15 protein-coding genes are annotated in these 17,038 nt (G+C 56.1%); 10 read left to right on the top strand and 5 right to left on the bottom strand.

Going from position 1 to position 17,038, the window contains the following annotated elements:
• Positions 1–191: 191 nt before the first annotated feature.
• The 10 genes from ACOCF6_RS06795 (at position 192) to ACOCF6_RS06750 (ending at position 11,560) form a co-directional block, all read left to right on the top strand.
• Positions 192–611, top strand: a complete 420-nt coding sequence (locus tag ACOCF6_RS06795; protein ID WP_482459634.1) for a QcrA and Rieske domain-containing protein — start codon at positions 192–194, stop codon at positions 609–611.
• Between the two features lie 16 nt (positions 612–627).
• On the top strand, positions 628–1,731 hold the full coding sequence (locus ACOCF6_RS06790; RefSeq protein WP_482459633.1) for a cytochrome b: 1,104 nt from the start codon (positions 628–630) through the stop codon (positions 1,729–1,731).
• Positions 1,732–1,748: 17 nt separating this feature from the next.
• The gene (locus ACOCF6_RS06785; RefSeq protein WP_482459632.1) at positions 1,749–2,540 is read left to right on the top strand and encodes a cytochrome c3 family protein; all 792 of its coding nucleotides are present in this window, start codon (positions 1,749–1,751) and stop codon (positions 2,538–2,540) included.
• A gap of 552 nt (positions 2,541–3,092) precedes the next feature.
• On the top strand, positions 3,093–4,061 hold the full coding sequence (locus tag ACOCF6_RS06780) for a glycosyltransferase family 2 protein (protein WP_482459631.1): 969 nt from the start codon (positions 3,093–3,095) through the stop codon (positions 4,059–4,061).
• A complete protein-coding gene (locus ACOCF6_RS06775) occupies positions 4,027–5,484 on the top strand; it encodes an NDP-hexose 2,3-dehydratase family protein (protein WP_482459630.1) in 1,458 nt (485 codons plus the stop codon). The genes ACOCF6_RS06780 and ACOCF6_RS06775 overlap by 35 nt, the downstream gene beginning before the upstream one ends.
• Complete coding sequence (locus ACOCF6_RS06770) at positions 5,472–6,479, top strand: Gfo/Idh/MocA family protein (protein WP_482459629.1); 1,008 nt, start codon at positions 5,472–5,474, stop codon at positions 6,477–6,479. The genes ACOCF6_RS06775 and ACOCF6_RS06770 overlap by 13 nt, the downstream gene beginning before the upstream one ends.
• Positions 6,476–7,594 (top strand): DegT/DnrJ/EryC1/StrS family aminotransferase, encoded by a 1,119-nt coding sequence (locus ACOCF6_RS06765; RefSeq protein ID WP_482459628.1) that lies wholly within the window; start codon positions 6,476–6,478, stop codon positions 7,592–7,594. Before ACOCF6_RS06770 ends, ACOCF6_RS06765 begins: the two co-directional genes overlap by 4 nt.
• Before the next feature lie 12 nt (positions 7,595–7,606).
• Positions 7,607–8,365 (top strand): class I SAM-dependent methyltransferase, encoded by a 759-nt coding sequence (locus ACOCF6_RS06760; RefSeq protein WP_482459627.1) that lies wholly within the window; start codon positions 7,607–7,609, stop codon positions 8,363–8,365.
• A gap of 59 nt (positions 8,366–8,424) precedes the next feature.
• Entirely contained in the window at positions 8,425–10,134 is a 1,710-nt protein-coding gene (locus tag ACOCF6_RS06755; protein WP_482459626.1) for a tetratricopeptide repeat protein, read from the top strand.
• Positions 10,124–11,560, top strand: a complete 1,437-nt coding sequence (locus tag ACOCF6_RS06750; protein ID WP_482459625.1) for a B12-binding domain-containing radical SAM protein — start codon at positions 10,124–10,126, stop codon at positions 11,558–11,560. The genes ACOCF6_RS06755 and ACOCF6_RS06750 overlap by 11 nt, the downstream gene beginning before the upstream one ends.
• Before the next feature lie 35 nt (positions 11,561–11,595).
• On the opposite strand, the gene ACOCF6_RS06745 is transcribed toward ACOCF6_RS06750, so the two are convergent.
• The 5 genes from ACOCF6_RS06745 to mutL all read right to left on the bottom strand — a co-directional run bounded on the left by ACOCF6_RS06745 (position 11,596) and on the right by mutL (position 17,024).
• Positions 11,596–12,912 (bottom strand): DUF512 domain-containing protein, encoded by a 1,317-nt coding sequence (locus ACOCF6_RS06745; protein WP_482459624.1) that lies wholly within the window; start codon positions 12,910–12,912, stop codon positions 11,596–11,598.
• A complete protein-coding gene (locus tag ACOCF6_RS06740; protein WP_482459623.1) occupies positions 12,909–13,985 on the bottom strand; it encodes an AI-2E family transporter in 1,077 nt (358 codons plus the stop codon). Before ACOCF6_RS06740 ends, ACOCF6_RS06745 begins: the two co-directional genes overlap by 4 nt.
• A 63-nt stretch (positions 13,986–14,048) precedes the next feature.
• A complete protein-coding gene (hfq, locus tag ACOCF6_RS06735; protein WP_482459622.1) occupies positions 14,049–14,273 on the bottom strand; it encodes an RNA chaperone Hfq in 225 nt (74 codons plus the stop codon).
• A 1-nt stretch (position 14,274) separates the two neighbouring features.
• Positions 14,275–15,204 carry a tRNA (adenosine(37)-N6)-dimethylallyltransferase MiaA gene (miaA, locus tag ACOCF6_RS06730; RefSeq protein ID WP_482459621.1) on the bottom strand — a complete coding sequence of 310 codons (930 nt, stop codon included), beginning with the start codon at positions 15,202–15,204 and terminating at the stop codon, positions 14,275–14,277.
• A complete protein-coding gene (gene mutL, locus ACOCF6_RS06725) occupies positions 15,201–17,024 on the bottom strand; it encodes a DNA mismatch repair endonuclease MutL (protein ID WP_482459620.1) in 1,824 nt (607 codons plus the stop codon). Before mutL ends, miaA begins: the two co-directional genes overlap by 4 nt.
• Positions 17,025–17,038: the final 14 nt, after the last annotated feature.

Genomic DNA, 17,038 nt, shown 5'->3' with positions numbered 1-17,038 from the left:
GGGCGTCCGAAAGAATTGTGTTAATTGGCAACACTTGTGAGTACCATGTGTGTATTATTGGGTCAGGACATCCGGTTAGTTTCAAGGCATCAGGTTGTTGACAGAGGGTGTGTCTGATCGTGTGAACATCTTGTAATCGCAGCTGTACGTGCTATAGTCCCAGAAACAGAAACTATTCCCAAGGGGGGATTATGGATACTAACGGCAGAAGGAAGTTCCTTGGTGTGTGCCTGGGAGGTTTTGTCGCCGGCATGGCGGCCGCGGTGCTCTACCCGGTGTATCGCTATCTGGCTCCCCGTTTCAATACCGGGGCGACCGTCAAGGTCGTCATACCTGAAAAGGATGTGCCGGAAGGCGAGGCCAAATTCTTCGAATATGCCGGATCATCGGCGGTGCTGGTCAGGAAAAAGGGGGGCGAACTGGTGGCCCTTTCGGCCGTCTGCACCCATCTGGGCTGCATCGTGCAGTGGGAAAAGGACAAGCAGGACTTTCTCTGCCCATGTCATGCCGGCCACTACACCCCCGATGGCGTGGTGACCGCCGGTCCGCCCCCCAAACCGCTGCCCAAGCTCCCCTTTGTCGTGGCCAACGGCGCCATAACCGTAGGTTGAGTAACCAGGAGGCTGTATGACACCGCTTAAATGGCTTATTGATTGGATTGACGTGCGGATAGGTGTCCGTGAGGTGGCGGAAAAGGAACTGACCGGCTATCTGCTGCCCCGAAATATCAATACCTGGTATTCCATGGGGAGCGTGCTGCTGGTGATCTTCGGCATCCAGGTGCTTTCCGGCATACTGCTGCTGATCTACTATGTGCCGGATGCGGACAAGGCCTTCAAGAGTGTCAGCTATATCATGAACGATGTCCCGTTCGGCTGGCTGATCCGGATGTGCCATGCAGTGGGCTCGAACATGATGGTGCTGGTACTGCTGCTCCACATGCTCTCGGTGCTGTTCATGGGAAGCTACAAGAGTCCGCGCGAGTTTAACTGGCTGACCGGCTTTATCCTGTTTACCATGGTGCAGGGCATCTCGCTGACCGGCTATCTGCTCCCCTGGAGCCAGCTTTCCTTCTGGGCCACGACCGTGGCCACCAACAGCGCCAACGCCATTCCGGTGGCCGGGCCGTATCTGGTGGAATTCCTGCGGGGCAGCACGATGGTCGGTCCGGCTACACTGGGGCGTTTCTTTGCCCTGCATGTGGCACTGATCCCAATCGGCATGGCCGCCCTGATCGGCGCCCATCTGTTCTTCCTGAAGCGTACCGGTGTCTCAACACCGCCGTTTGGTCAGGCGATTACGACCAACCAATGGAAAGGGGATCTTTACCGCTACGAGGACCATCCGGGGGGCATTCCCTTTTTCCCCAATTATGCCCTGGAAGACGCCCGCTCCATATTCATCTACCTGGCCCTCTTTCTGGCAGTGGTCTTTTTCGATCCCTACCTGTTTTTCCCCAAGGACGCCTTTCTGCCGGCCAATCCGCTGGCGACTCCGGCCCACATCAAGCCGGAGTGGTATTTCCTGGCCAATTACCAGACCCTGAAAATCTTCCCGAACGAGTTGATCGGTCTGACGGTACAGGGGGCTGCCATGACCTTTCTGGCGTTGCTCCCCTTTATCGACCGCGGCCGGGAACGACATCCGCTGAAACGGCCGCTGTTCCTGGCCTGCGCGATCGGCGGACTGCTGCTCTGGATAGGGCTCAGCGTGTGGGGGCATTACTCATGAGATACCGGGAGATGGTCATGATGAAGCGGAGCGTAGTGCTGGTACTGACTATTCTGGTGGCAATGGCCCTGAGCAGCGGGACGGTGCGTGCGGAAGATATGGTCTGCATAACCTGTCACGGCGCCATGCCGGGAAAATACGGCGAGCCGGTCAAGCTCTGGCAGGGGAGTATCCATGCCGAGAACGGCATTGCCTGCAACGCCTGCCATGGCGGTGACCCCAAGGACGCCGCCAATGCCATGAAGAAGGAGCGCGGTTTTCTGGGTGTTCCAAAATACAATGATGTGCCGGCGTTCTGCGGGCGCTGCCACGTGGGAGTGCTGAAGGATTATCTGGCCAGCGGCCATGGGCGGGCATTGGCAACGGGTGGGCCGAACTGCGTGGTCTGTCACGGCAACCACCGGATTATCAAGGCATCGCTGGAGTTGATTAACGAAAAATCATGCAGCCGCTGCCACAGCTATGATCGGGCGAAACTGATCCGGGGGGCCATGCAGGAGACCGAGGGAATGATCGTTGCCCTGGATGCCCGTATTGCCGGGTACAAACAGGTGGGTACCGACACGGAGCGTCTGGAAAAAGAGCTGTTCGCCACCCGCAACCGTTTTCACTCCCTGTTTCATAATGTGGATGTACAGAAGGTTACTGCAGAGGCGACCTTGATCAAGGCTGATCTGAAAAAAGTGGAAACAGCGCTCAACGACTTAGATGACCAGGGTCGCAGACGTAAGCTGGTCGGTGCTGCGGCTGTGTCCGCAGCGTTGCTGGCTGCATTGCTGGTCCATCTGTTGAGGAAAACGTTCGACTGATTTTCATGTAACAGGTCAATAAACCTTGTTAAAATGCCTTGTTTGTGGTTAGATGCCGCAAGAATGGTAAAACATAGTACATCGTCACGCAAATGATCAAAAATAAAAACGTAATAACCGTTTCAGCGGTGATAGCTGTCTTTTTCCTGGTTTTTCTGGGAATGCGGATTACTTTGCTCGACAAGTCTCCCAAGCCGAAACCCCGTCCGCGGGCCGTACTCAATCTGTTCGCAAAATCCACATCCAGCACGTCATGTTCCGCAAAATCAGACTTCGCCCCGGTATCATTCACCCTGAATGAGTCTCACGCATATCTAAACCCCCGCTTCACTGTAAGCGCCGGCTGCCTGTCTCCATTTGCAGACCCTGCTGAATCTTCTCACTTGCGCCTTCCGAAGGGTCGTTCACCGCCCCGCTGCTGATTTCTCCACTCTCGTTTAATACATTACAACCTGCCTGATACTGCTGATTCAGTGCTGGTGATTGCTTGCACACGCGGTGACACGACCTGTCAGGCCTTCCGTATGCCCTCATTTACGCACGAGGAAAACTATGCCGTCTCTTTCGATTGTTATACCCGTCTATAATGGGGAAAAAACCATCTGTGATCTCTGCCGTGCGCTCATATCACTGCATGGCAGCATGTATCTACTTCAGGTTGTTTTGATAAACGACTGCAGCAGTGACCGGAGCGATGTAATCTGCCGTCAGCTTCAGTCCGAATTTCCGGAGACGATAACCTATGCCCGCCTGTCCCGCAATTTCGGTGAACATAATGCTGTAATGGCCGGCCTGAACCAGGCGCGGGGTGAATATGTGGTCATCATGGACGATGATTTCCAAAACCCTCCCGAAGAGGTGTCCCGGCTGATGGCCGAGATACTGAAGGGTTTCGATGTGGTGTACAGCCAGTACCCGGCCAAGAGCGACAGTTTTTTCCGCAACCTGGTCAGTTATATGAACGGGAGTATGGCGCGGGTTATCCTGAACAAGCCGGCCAATCTGTATCTGTCAAGTTTCAAGGCCATGAATCGTTTTCTGGTGAACGAGCTTATCGCCAATAAATCTCCTAATCCCTATCTGGACGCCATTATCCTGCGTATAACCCGCAATATCGGAACAGTGACGGTTCGCCATGACCGGCGCCAGGCGGGCAGGTCCGGATATACCCTGAAAAAACTGGCGGCGCTCTGGGGGGATATGGTTGTCAGCTACTCCCTGATTCCGCTCCGAATATTGGCTGTGATCGGTTTCATTCTAACGATTCTGGGGATCTATTCCGTGGCCGACATGCTCATCAGAAACCTGTACCCCTTTCTGAGCGACCCGACTGACCTGGAGGAGTTTACATCTGTCACCATGTTTTTCAGAGGGTTCCAGCTCTTTGCGACCGGTGTAGTCGGGGAATACGTCGGACGTATCTATCTGAAACTCAATCAGGAACCGCAATACATCATCAGGGAGCTGTTGGACGATCAGGCGATCCATGAAAAAGCGGTGGGGAGCGGTCATGAAGGATAAGGTCTACGCGCAAGGCTTGCCGGCTGAACTGGGTATCCATCCGAAGATAGTCCCGGCTATTTATGCCTCACGTGGTCACGGGACACCGATTTACGACGATTCCTGCGTGGACAACTGGGTCATGAAACAGCGCGATAATGCCGGCCTGGATGCCATGCTCGTGCCCCTGAAGGGATTGGACGGGTGGCGGCTGGAGATGCAGACCGGTAATCTTTGTCACGCCACCGGCCGTTTTTTCAGCGTAATGGGCATCCGTTGCCGTCACCGGGTCGGCCGTTTTGAACTGGAATGGGATCAGCCGATTATTGAGCAGCCGGAGACCGGAGTCCTCGGTATCCTGGCAAAATCTATTGACGGTGTCATGCATTTCTGTCTGCAAGCCAAGGAGGAACCCGGCAATATTGGTGGTGTCCAGCTTTCCCCGACGGTCCAGGCGACCTACAGCAACTATACCGGTGCCCACGGCGGGGCTGCTCCGTTGTTCCTGGAACATTTCATGGCCCCTGAGCCGGAGCGGATCATCTTTGCCCGCCTGCAGACGGAGGATGGCGGACGCTTTCTTTATAAATCCAACCGCAACATGATCGTCGAAGTCGGCGATGATTTTCCGCTGGAACTGCCCAAGGGCTTTATCTGGTTGACACTGCGGCAGATTGCCGGCCTGCTGCTGCGGGACAATCTCATCAATGCCTGCACGCGCAGCATCCTTTCAGGGATGATCTTTACCTGTGTCGATGGACCGCATGCTGGACAGGCGCTGGAGGAATGTGACTCCAGGCCAGCGGCCACATGTCCGGCAGGCATCTGGGAAACGCTTCAATGGCTTGATGATCGCAGAGCCGGCAACCACATGCTGGCGCATCGCATCGGGCTGAACGAGCTGCAGGAATGGGGTCTGGACGACAAGGGGTTTTTCTCGCACCGTGAAAAACGCTTTTTCAGGATCGTTGGCATGCGGATCATTTCTGCCGCCAGGGAGGTCGGCTCATGGAGCCAGCCGATTATCGAAAATACGGCCCCCGGCGTGATCGGCCTGCTTGTCAGAAATACGCCGCAGGGTATTGAGATTCTCATGCAGACCAAGGCCGAGGTGGGTAATCGGACGACGGTGCAGCTTGGTCCGACGGTCCAGTTTGCGCAGGGCAATTATGCCGACAGCACCAAGCTGAAAAAACCGTTCCTGTACGAAGAGTTTCTGTCAACGGGCGCATTCAGGGTGATTCACGAGAGCCGCCAGGCTGAAGAAGGTGCGCGTTTTTACCGGGAGTGCCATGTTCACCGTATTCTGATGCTTCCGGACAGTGCTGATCTGCAACTTCCGGACGATTACCGCTGGCTTCCGCTTTCACATGTGCTGTTTCTGGTACACCTCGGAGAACAGGTCAACTCATGCGCCAGGAGTATCCTGACATGCCTGCTGTAGCCGAATCCTTGTCCGCCGCGCGTCCGGTCAACATCGGTGTGTTGGGGTGCTCGGATATTGCCGCTCGCAGATTCGTGCCGGCACTGCTCAAAAGTGTTCGTGCCCGTCTGGCGGCAGTGGCAAGCAGAAACGCGGATGTTGCAACTGCATTCGTTTCCGATATGGGTGCAACGGCCATGGGATACGAGGAGTTGATCTCGTCACCATCCGTTGACCTGGTATACATCCCGCTACCCAACCATCTGCACGAAGAGTGGGTTGTCAAGGCACTCAACCACGGAAAGCATGTGCTCTGCGAGAAGCCGCTGGCTCTTTCGCCGGACTCGGTTGATCGCATGCTGGAGGCCGCCGGCCGCAACGGGGTACTGCTCTATGAAAACATCATGTACCTGCAGCACCCTCAGCACCGACAGGTCAAAGAGCTGCTGGCCGCAGGCAGGATCGGCAGGATGAACGGCCTGAGGTGCGTATTCACCATTCCGTGTCCGGCAGCGGGCAACTTTCGACTGGACTCGCTCCAGGGGGGCGGCGCGTTTCACGACCTGAACCGCTATCCTTTCTCCGCCGCCCGCTATTTTCTGGGGGGCGAGATCAGTACCGTTGATCGCTGCCATGTCACCTGGCAGAACGGGATGATCACCTCCATGGAGGCGGAAGCGAGCACTGCGGCGGACGAACGATTCGCCTTTTCCATCGCCTTCGGCCAGCCGTACTGTTCCTTTTACGAAATCAGCGGTACACAGGGCACCCTCCGTCTTGACCGCGCCTTCACTCCGTCTGCCGACCACCCCTGCCTTCTGGAGATCAGCGACAGCGGCGGCAGCGAGATCATCCACCTGCCTGCTCACGACCATTTCCTGCAGACCATCGATCACGTTGCTGCGCTCATCGCCAAAGGCGACGACTTCTCTGGCGAACATGAACGCGCACGTTCCCTGGCGGATCTCGCCGAGCGATTCCTGCAGCACGCACACTCACACAAGGGGCAGTCATGACTCAATCAAAACGATCGGTCCGTTACTGGGACTACCTGCAGGAATACGCCAGCCACCGGGAAGAATACCTCCGCATCTGCGACGAGGTGTTTTCATCGGGGCGACTGGTGCTGGGGGGGCGTCTGGCGGCCTTTGAGAGCAAATTTGCCGACTTCTGCCGCGCAGCTTATGGAGTGGGCGTCGCCTCCGGTACGGATGCCATCTTTCTGGCCCTGAAAGCGCTGGGAATCGGAACGGGCGACGATGTCATCACCGTGGCAAATACGGCGGTTCCGACGGTGGCTGCCATTCGGGCAACGGGCGCCACACCGCTGTTTGTGGATGTGGAGGCGGATACCTTTCTGATGGATGTGACGCTCCTGGAAACGGTGATCACCCGCTGTACACGCTGCATCCTGCCGGTGCATCTCTTCGGACAGATGGCTGACATGCCGCCGCTGCTGGAGTTCGCCCGGCACCACGGCCTGTCCGTAGTGGAGGACTGCGCCCAGGCTTGCGGCGCCACCTGTCAGGGACAACCGGCCGGCAGTCTGGGTGATGCCGGGGCGTTCTCCTTCTACCCGACCAAGGTACTGGGCGCCTTCGGCGACGGCGGGTTGGTCAGCACCTCCCGCCAGGATCTGCATGAACGCGTGCGCAGACTGCGTTTTTACGGCATGCAGTCCGGATATTATGCGGAAGAAGAGGGGTATAATTCGAGGCTGGACGAAGTGCAGGCGGCACTGCTCGACTGTAAACTCGACCGGCTTGACGAAGCGGTAGCTCGCCGGCGGCAAATTGCGGACATCTATGACAGGGGCCTGGCCGGAGTAGGGGATATCCGGCTTCCGGTGGTCAGACCGGGGCGCAGCCACCAGTATTACCTTTATACCATCCGGACGGATTATCGCGACGGTCTGATGGCCTGTCTTTCTGATCACGGCATAGAAACGAAGGTCAACTACCCTGATCCGGTCCACCTGATGCGTGGTTACCGTTTCCTGGGATACCGGCCCGGCAGCCTCCCGGTCACTGAGCGCCTGTCAGGCACCATACTTTCGTTGCCCATGTACCCGGAATTGCCGGAAGGGCATGCAGACGAAGTGGTCGCCGCCATCCGGCGCTTCTTTCCCTGAACGGGACACCGTATGAATCTGATCGAGTATAGCCGCATGTTTGAAGCCGAAGACAGCCATTGGTGGTATGTGGGGCTGCATAAACTGGTCTTGGCAACTATTCGGGGAGAGTCACGGCGTCTGGGAGGTCCGCTTCATATCTTTGATGCGGGCTGCGGTACGGGCAGGCTCGCTCAGCTTCTGTCTGCACAGGGACACAGGATCGCAGGATGCGATGCAGCGGATGAGGCGCTGCGGCTGTGCCGAAAGCGCGGCATTGACTCAATGATCAAGGCTGATTTGAACACCATTGTGCTTGAGCCGGGGAGCTATGATCTCATCACCTCCATCGATGTCCTGTACCATACCGGTGTCATCAACGATGTTGCGGTCATGCGACGACTACGGGGCGGCCTCAAGCCGGGCGGCATGCTGATTTTGAACCTGGTCGCCCATGAATTTTTGCGCAGTAGCCATGATATCGCGGTTTGCACCAGAGAACGCTATTCACAACACATTCTATGTGAACGCCTGCATGCCGCCGGCTTCGAAATAGCATTTTCGACCTATCGCGTCAGCATAGTGTTCCCCCTGATAGCCTGTTACCGTCTGTTGGCACGGTATAAGGCTTGTCGTGAAGCTGATCCGGATGAGGTGGCTTCGGATGTATTCCTGCCACAGCGGTGGATTAACGTCCTGCTGTTGAAGGTCATTGAATTGGAAAATTTCTTTCTCAGAGTAACAGCGATGCCTTTTGGCAGTTCCGTGTTTGTGGTGGCTCGTAAACGGTAAGTATATGTTTTGTAAATAATCGCTTTAAACAGATGTGCAGCGATGAGAGGTGCGGAAAAATGGCAGCGAAACTGCGATGCACGAACCTGTCGATAGACATTAGATTGATAGTTATTCTGATTGCTCTCTGCCTGCTGGCATATTGCAGGACATTTGATGTTTCATTCATATTTGATGATATTGCCTGCATTAAAGATAACCCGCTTATTCGTGATATCGGGAATTACTTCAACCGGCAGAAGGCGTATGAGACATATGCCGCCAACCCGTACGTTCTTAAAGATACACTGAACAGTTTTCTGACCCGCCCGGTGTCATACCTTACATTCTCCTTCAATTATGCTCTGCATGGGCCAACCGTAACAGGGTACCATTCTGTTAATCTTATTATCCATATACTCAACGTGATTGCGGTCTATCTGCTGGTTCGGGTAACGAGCAAACTAAATGCTGAAAAGAGCTGGGCGGATTCGCATGAAATACAGTCCTCACATGATGCACGTACCATAGCATTTATTACCGCGGCACTTTTTGCCGCACATCCTCTTATGACAAATGCGGTTACGTACATAACCCAACGAATGACATCACTGGTAGCGCTGTTCTATCTGGCAAGCACGCTTTTGTATGCGTACTGCCGTATCTGCCGCAGTGAGTCTAAAAAAACTGCAGCCTATTGTCTTTCTGTTGTTTTCTGTTGTGCCGCAATGCTGACAAAAGAGAGTGCGTTTACAATCCCGCTGATGCTTGTGCTGTATGATGTGCTGTTTTGCCAGGGATTATGCAAGCAGCGCATGAAAAGACTGGCCCCGTATTTTCTGACCATGGTTATCATCCCTTTTAATGTAGTCGGTCTCCAGAATGCGGAAACAGCCAAGACCGGGGGGCTGATATCCTCCTCGTTGAATGTAGTAAATTTTACGCATGTCTCGTCATGGGAATACCTGCTGACACAGTTCAGGGCCGTTGCATTTTATCTTAAAGCGCTGCTGGTCCCATTCGGGTTGAGCCTTGAGCATGATTTCCGGGTTTCACACAACCTGTTCGATGCCGATGTCCTGCTGTCATTGGCACTGCATCTGGCCGTTATGGGTTATGGCGTCTATCTGCTTTGGGGCGCGCGTGTGAGCAGCAAATACAGCCAGGTCGATGTGTTGGCCGGATTTGGCATCATCTGGTTCTATCTCGCACTCCTCGTTGAATCGAGCATTATTCCATTAGATATTATGGCTGTTGAATACAGAACTTATTTGCCGTCATTCGGAATCTTTCTCTTTGCTGTTTGTTCAATGAATAAATGTATTGATAAGCTGTTCGTGAACCCGAAAATGTTGAGATTGGACTACCTGCTGTGGATACCGGTGATATGCATGCTGATGTATCTGACAATCATGAGAAATGAAGTATGGAGAAAGCCTGACGGGTTTTGGAAGCGCACTATCAGCATGTACCCGAAGCTTGCCAGGCCGTACGCCAATCTTGCGGATTATTACATAAACAAAGGTGCGCTGTCGGAATCGATACAGGTTTACAGGTCTGCAATCCGGGAAATACCAGGCGAGCCATTACTGTACTACGAGCTTGGAAAAGTTTATATGATGTCGAAAGAGTATGAATTGGCAATTGCTGCGCTTTTGCAGTCAATAATTATGAAACCTGATATGAAAAAGGCATATGAAAGTTTGGCTCTGGCATATTTTTATGCGGGGCGACACGAACAGGCATCTGAAGCGTTCAATAGTGCCAAGCAGCTGAATTATGCCCACTAATTCCAATCAGATTCTGTTGTTTCGCCCCTCTGACCCGTTGCAGGATTCAGCGCTGTTGAGTCATACGCGTCCCATGAACCTCGCCTATCTGGCGGCCATGCTCCGCAGGGGGGGCTTCGATGTAGCTATTATCGATTATGAGACGGCCACATTCAATGAACAGCATCTGCAGCATGCCCTGGAACATATGCGCCCGGCAGTAGCGGGCATAACCTGTACTACTCCAACGGTAAAATCAGCTGCCCAGCTTGCAGCAGCAATCAAATTGCACGCGCCGTATATAGCAACAGTTGCCGGCGGACCGCACGTCAGTGCCCTGCCTGCCCAGACTCTGCGAGAATTTTCTGCCTTCGATTATGCCGTTATCGGAGAAGGGGAGCAAACGCTGCTTGAACTCTGCGTGCGGTTGAGGGATGGCGGGAGTGATCATGCCATCGGAGGCATTGCCTTCCGGGAAGACGAGGCGGTCGTTGTGACTGAACCACGCCGGTTGATACAGGATTTGGACAGTATCCCCTTTCCGGCGCGGGATTTGATTGACTACACTGAGCAGGCCGGGCATTCCAGTCGGGGGTTTTCCAATCGGCTGCGTTCGACAGAGCTGTTCACGTCGCGGGGGTGCCCGGTGGGGTGCTCGTTTTGCGCCATTCAGGCAACCTTCGGCAGAACTGTCCGCTTCCGGGACCCTTCTTTCATTGAGGACGAAGTCAGCCGCATGGTGCGGGAGCACCATTTCAATCATATCGTCATCGCCGACGATACGTTCACGCTGCAGCCGGACCGCGCGGCGGCAATCAGTGAAATTCTGGGGCGGAGTAATATCGAATCCTGGAATTGTGATACTCGGGTGAATACGGTTTCGCTTGAATTGCTGCAGCTTATGAAACGCTGCGGATGCGACAAGGTCGCCTTCGGGGTGGAATCAGGCAGTCAGCGCATGCTGGATTTGATGAACAAGGGTATCCGTGTCGATCAGGTGCGCGATGCCGTTCGCTGGGCTAAACAGGCCGGTATCCGGCATATCGAGGGGAATTTCATCATCGGAAGCGACCCGTCGGAGACCAGGGAAGAACTTGACATGACCTGCAGCCTGATTAGTTCGCTGCCATGGACCTTTGTCTCTGTAGCCATTATTGTTCCCTATCCCGGCACGCCGTTGCGCGAACGGATGCTGGCTGCCGGCCTGATCGACAATGAAACGGGATGGGAGGATTATGTCATTTTCGGAAAACAGCCGGGTTGGAGGACGGAACATTTCAGCGCCGACCAGTTGCTGCAGCATCAGCGCACGCTCACCCGTTCATTCTACCTGAGGCCCTCCTACATACTGTCAAGGCTGGCCTCGATCCGTTCCCGGACGGAGCTGCAGTACTGGGTTACAGCGGGTGCTTCGTACCTGAAGTGGTATCTAACGGGCAGAAGTTGAGACCTCCGCTTCTCCACAACAAACAAAATCCTCATTTATGCGGAACTGCGACTGCTTGCCAGTTGCCTGAGCATTCGGTACACCCCCTGCGGGGTGGAGTCGAAGGTCATCACCTCGCATCCCAGCCTTTGTGCCAGCTCTTCCAGTGTCAGATCATCCAGAAAGATCCCTTCACCCTCTTTCAGCATCACATCCGGCACCAGCAGCGTCCTGCCGATCTCTGCTCCCTGCAGCGCGGCAATAATATCATTTCCGGTCACCAGTCCGCTGACGGTCACGCTCTGACCGAACAGGCGATTTTCAACTGCCAGCGGTACGAGATCAAGACCGGTTTTCTCGCTCAGTCCCTGCAGGAACTCACCCACAAAGCCCATGGCCGAAACCCCGGTCACCAGCGTAGCCCGGAACTCTCCAATGTGACGGGCTCCCCGTAATGTCCGGGCAGCTTCGCGCCGGAAAAGCGGCACCAGGCCGACGCCGTTTTCGATCTGGGGCAGGTCGCCGTATGCCCGCAGGGGCGGGAAGGGGAGCTCGGCCTTGAGGTAGAACTCATCGGCCAGAAACAGGAACGGTTCACCGAGACTCTTCTTGAGCGCCCTGGAGCGCGGACCCCACTGAGATATGAACTCGCGGGCGTAGCTGCTGTCGACCGGCTGCAGCTGCGGCAGGTTCTGGCGATGGCGGGTCAGGCCCAGCGGTACAATTGCCAGGGATTGTACCGCCGGAAAGAGAGCGGCCAGATCGCTGACGGTGCGTTCCAGTTCAACTCCGTCATTGAGCCCCGGGCAGAGGACTACCTGGGTATGCAGGCTGATGCGGGCAGCGGCCAGGAGTTGCAGCTGCTCCAGGATCGGCGGTATGCCCTTTTTGCCTAGTAATTGTTGGCGCAGTTCGGGATTGGTGGCGTGGACCGAGATGTACAGGGGCGAGAGGCGCTGCGCGATGATGCGGTTGAGTTCTGTTGTGGAGATGTTCGCCAGGGTAACGTAGTTGCCGTTGAGGAAGGAAAGCCGGTAGTCTTCGTCCTTGACATACAGCGGTTTGCGCAGGCCCTTGGGAAGCTGGTGAACGAAGCAGAAGACGCAGTTGTTGCGGCAACCGGCCGGTACGGTTGGGGCGAAGGTCAGCCCCAGCGGTTCCCCCGCCTCCCGCTCGATCTCAAGTTCCCAGATTTCACCATCCCTGCGGGCGATTTCCAGCAGCAGTTGATCCTCTGAGGAACTGTAATAGCTGTAGTCGATCAGGTCGCGCAACCGGTGGCCGTTGACCGCCAGCAGCCGGTCGCCCGCTTCCAGATCAAATTCCCCGGCAATCGAACCCGGTGCAACTCCTTCGATCAGAAGCCCTTTCATGGGGCTCCGCGGTAGAACTCGGAATCCCGGTACCAGATCGCCAGTGAACGCAGAAACACCTGCAGCACAGCGGTGACCGGTACGGCCAGCAGCATCCCCATGATGCCGAACATCTGCCCGCCGATCAGCAGGGCCACGATGGCCACCAGCGGGTGCAGTCCGACCGTACTGCCGACTACCCTGGGGGTGATGACCATCCCTTCCAGTCCCTGGACCAGGCCGAACCACCCCAGGCAGAGCAGGGGGTGCAGGATATCGTGGAACTTGAGGAAGGCCATAACCATCGACAATACGATGCCGATGACCGTGCCGACGTAGGGGATAATGAAGGTGATGCCGGCCAGGGTGCCGATGGCGATAGCCAGGTCGATACCGATGACATACAGGCCGATGCTGTAGAGTACCGCCAGGATGGCGCAGACGGAAAGCTGGCCGCGGATGAAGCCTGACAGCACGGTGTCCACTTCACCCAGTTTATCGGCATACATGCTGCGGTAACGCTCGGGGATGTAGGATTCCACGAATTGTTTCAATTGCTGCCAGTCGGCCAGCAGGTAGAACAGGTAGACCGGGATAATGAAATAACCCAGGACCGCCAGGAGCAGCCCGATGGTGGAGGAAAAGGCCCGCTGGAGAAACGCCAGCAACGGTTTGAGCAGGTCGGGCGACATGCCGCGGACCTGCTGCAGCAATTCGTTCAGCCGCAAGGCCAGCTTGTCGGGAGTCTCTATCTTCAGGTACGACTTGATCGTGGCGGGTGTTATCTCGTAGATATGCCGGGCGTAACCGGGCAGGTTGAGCTGCATGTTTGACAGCTCGCCGCTGATGGATATGGCCAGGAAAATCGTGAATCCGGCACAGGCGATCAGTGCCGAGCAAAACACGATCAGGATGCTGAGGATGCGGTTGACCCGCCTGCGTTCCAGAAACAGCACGGCCGGGTTCAGTATGTAGGCCAGGGCCAATGCGATAAACAGCTGCAGGAATACCGTGGCTGAGTTATAGAGGATGACAGCTGTCAGGGTAACAAGCAGCAGGGCTGTGGTCAGCAGGATTTTTGTGCTTTTGGGCATGTGGGCCTGGTGGGGTGGCGAACCTCCGGGGTTATCACACCCGGGAGGTTCGCTGATGTCGGTCTACTGGTGCAGGCGGAAGTTACCGTCAACAGAGGTGATCGTGGAAATAGCGTGTTTGTAGATCAGGATGTCGCCATTGGAGTCCAGCAGTACGGAAAAATTGTCGAATGACTTGATATGCCCTTCCATCTTGTCGCCGGACATCATGTGTATGACTACCTTGATGCGTTCTTTGCGGGACTGGTTGAGATATTGGTCTTGAATGTTGAAAGGTGCTTTTGCCATGTCATGTCTCCCCGTGTTCAAAAAATTCAATTGCATGCCTGGAAATAGTATCAAACTTTGAGGGATATTCAAGCCATAATATGTCTTGATCAGCATTGAACCAGGTCAACTGCCGCTTGGCATAATGCCGCGTATCACGTTTGATCAGCCGGACGGCCTCGTCCAGCGTGTATTCCCCGGCCAGATGAGCGGTCATCTCCTTGTAGCCGATGGCCCGCATGGCCTTTAACTCCGAACCAAATCCGGCGATCAAAAGCTGCTGAACCTCCTGTAGCAATCCCTGCTCGATCATCCGGTTCACCCGCTCATCGATGCGGCTGTAGAGGAGCGGACGTTCGACCTGAATCCCGATCTGCAGACTGCGGTAACGCTGGCCGGAAAAGGCATGTGCCTGCTGATAGCGGGAAAGGGGGATGCCGGTCGTGCGAAAGACCTCCAGGGCACGGATGACCCGCACCAGATTGTTGGGATGGATCCGCCCGGCCAGTTCCGGGTCGACCCGGCGCAGCTCTTCCAGCATGGCCAGGTTACCCCGCTCCCGGACCTCTGCCATCAGATCCTGCCGGACCTCATCCGTGCCTGCGGGAGACTCCACCAGTCCTTTCAGCAGGGAACGGATGTACAGTCCGGTGCCTCCGACCACAATCGGCCGTTTTCCGCGTGCGTTGATGTCGCGGATTGCCGCATCGGCCGCCTCAGCAAAATCGGCGGCTGAAAAGGGCTGGTCCGGTTGGATTATGTCGATGAGATGGTGGGGTACGCGGGCACGTTCTTCGGTCGACGGTTTGGCGGTGCCGATATCCATGCCGCGATAGACCTGCATGGAATCAGCGTTGATGATCTCCCCGTCCAGTTGCTCAGCCAGGCGCAGGGCCAGGTCGCTCTTGCCCGAGGCGGTCGGGCCGCAGATGACAAGGAGTTTGGGCGTCATGTGCGTTTGAAGATTTTTTCCAGTTCAGCCAATGTGATGTCATGTGAGACCGGACGGCCATGGGGGCAACTGGCGGCAAAGTCGGTTTCGTCCATGCTGCGCAGCAGTTCAGTCATCTGGCGCGCATCCAGCTGGTGGAAGCCGCGCATGACCGAATGGCAGGCGACACGGGAAAGCAGGTCATCAAGCCGGTCCTGAAAGGCTGCGCTGGCACCGATCTGGCACAGGTCTGCCAGGATGTCGCGCACCAGTCGGATGGCGTCCTTTTCAGCGGCCATTCGCGGAACCGCGGCGATCATCAGGGTGTTGCCGCCGAAGGGCTCAAGTTCGAAACCGATTCCGGTTAGCTCCGAGCGGAACCGTTCTGCAACGGCAACCTCGCTGAAAGAAAGCTCAAGGGTCTCGGGAAAGAGCAGGCGCTGGGATTCAACTCCGCCGGACAGATGCTGCTGTTTCAGACGCTGGTACGCGACACGTTCGCTGGCGGCATGCTGGTCGATGATCACCAGCTGCGGACCGGATTGGCAGAGGATGTATTCACCGTGGAACTGGCCGATGATTGCCAGTGACGAGAAGTAGCCGCGATTGGTCGGCTCTGCAGCAGCCTGGAACGGTTCTGATGGTTCGTGGATAGCAGCAGGAACAGTAGCAGCGGGAGCCGCAAGGGTACTTTTGTCTCCGGCCAGCGGGTATGGCGAGGAAGCCGGCGCGCTGTATGGTTTGGCAGGCATGCTGAGGGATGCCTGCGCTGCCGCGGCAATTCGTTCCCGGTAAGCCTGTCCGGTTGAAGCGGCTGCGGGTGGCGTCTGAGCCGGTTTCCCGGCCAGCCAGGGTGAACTGCGCAATACCTGCTCCACGGCAGATTGCAGGGCATCGTGCACCGCGGATTGATGACGGAAACGGACTTCATGTTTGGTGGGATGGACGTTGACATCAACCTCGTTGGCCGGGAGCTGGATGAAGAGTGCCACAACCGGATAACGCCCGCGATCGATTACGCCGCGGTAGGCCTGCATGATGGCATGCTGAACCACCTTGTCGCGAACAAAGCGGCCGTTGATGTAGGTGAACATGGCCTGCATGCCGGAGCGGGCAAGTGCCGGTCCGGATACAAATCCACGGATCGAGACCTGCTCGCCGGTGTAGTCAACCGGATGCAGATGGGCGGACGTGTCCTTGCCGACGACGTGTGACAGGCGGCGCTGCAGGTCACTGCGCTGCACCCTGAGAAGTTCACGGCCGTCACTGGTGCAGGAAAACGCCACGTCCGGACGGGAGACCGCCATACGGGCAACGACATCACCCACATGGCCGACTTCGGTTTCGGCACTTTTCATGAATTTGAGTCGAGCCGGGGTATTAAAGAAGATATGCTCCACGCTGATGACCGTGCCGGGTGCCATGCCGCAGGCTTTGACCTCCTTGATCTTGCCACCCTCAACAATCAGTTCGGTTCCTTCCGAATTGTCTGCTTCACGGGTAGTCAGGCGGAGTCGGGAAACCGATGCAATAGACGGCAGCGCTTCGCCGCGGAACCCGAGCGTCATGATTGCTTCCAGATCGTTGTCCGTTTTGATCTTGCTGGTAGCGTGGCGTTCCAGCGAGAGCAGGGCATCTTCGCGTGACATGCCGTGGCCGTTGTCAGCAATCAGGATGCGTCGTCTGCCGCCGGAGGTGATTTCCACCGAGATATCGCTTGCCCCGGCATCGAGGGCGTTTTCAACCAGTTCCTTGATGACGGAGGCCGGTCGCTCGACGACCTCACCGGCGGCGATCTTGTTGGTGAGTATTTCGGGTAGGATGGCAATGCGCTGCGACACGTCAGGTCTCCGTG

Source organism: Geobacter psychrophilus (assembly GCF_056821595.1).
The sequence above is the reverse complement of the archived record's forward strand: the minus strand, read 5'-3'. Positions and strand labels throughout refer to the sequence as shown.

What these genes read in the sequence shown, in the direction of transcription:
- ACOCF6_RS06795 (WP_482459634.1), top strand. Translation starts at nt 192, where the DNA reads ATGGATACTAACGGCAGAAGGAAGTTCCTTGGTGTGTGCCTGGGAGGT.
- ACOCF6_RS06790 (WP_482459633.1), top strand. Translation starts at nt 628, where the DNA reads ATGACACCGCTTAAATGGCTTATTGATTGGATTGACGTGCGGATAGGT.
- ACOCF6_RS06785 (WP_482459632.1), top strand. Translation starts at nt 1,749, where the DNA reads ATGATGAAGCGGAGCGTAGTGCTGGTACTGACTATTCTGGTGGCAATG.
- ACOCF6_RS06780 (WP_482459631.1), top strand. Translation starts at nt 3,093, where the DNA reads ATGCCGTCTCTTTCGATTGTTATACCCGTCTATAATGGGGAAAAAACC.
- ACOCF6_RS06775 (WP_482459630.1), top strand. Translation starts at nt 4,027, where the DNA reads ATGAAAAAGCGGTGGGGAGCGGTCATGAAGGATAAGGTCTACGCGCAA.
- ACOCF6_RS06770 (WP_482459629.1), top strand. Translation starts at nt 5,472, where the DNA reads ATGCCTGCTGTAGCCGAATCCTTGTCCGCCGCGCGTCCGGTCAACATC.
- ACOCF6_RS06765 (WP_482459628.1), top strand. Translation starts at nt 6,476, where the DNA reads ATGACTCAATCAAAACGATCGGTCCGTTACTGGGACTACCTGCAGGAA.
- ACOCF6_RS06760 (WP_482459627.1), top strand. Translation starts at nt 7,607, where the DNA reads ATGAATCTGATCGAGTATAGCCGCATGTTTGAAGCCGAAGACAGCCAT.
- ACOCF6_RS06755 (WP_482459626.1), top strand. Translation starts at nt 8,425, where the DNA reads ATGGCAGCGAAACTGCGATGCACGAACCTGTCGATAGACATTAGATTG.
- ACOCF6_RS06750 (WP_482459625.1), top strand. Translation starts at nt 10,124, where the DNA reads ATGCCCACTAATTCCAATCAGATTCTGTTGTTTCGCCCCTCTGACCCG.
- ACOCF6_RS06745 (WP_482459624.1), bottom strand. Translation starts at nt 12,912, where the DNA reads ATGAAAGGGCTTCTGATCGAAGGAGTTGCACCGGGTTCGATTGCCGGG.
- ACOCF6_RS06740 (WP_482459623.1), bottom strand. Translation starts at nt 13,985, where the DNA reads ATGCCCAAAAGCACAAAAATCCTGCTGACCACAGCCCTGCTGCTTGTT.
- hfq (WP_482459622.1), bottom strand. Translation starts at nt 14,273, where the DNA reads ATGGCAAAAGCACCTTTCAACATTCAAGACCAATATCTCAACCAGTCC.
- miaA (WP_482459621.1), bottom strand. Translation starts at nt 15,204, where the DNA reads ATGACGCCCAAACTCCTTGTCATCTGCGGCCCGACCGCCTCGGGCAAG.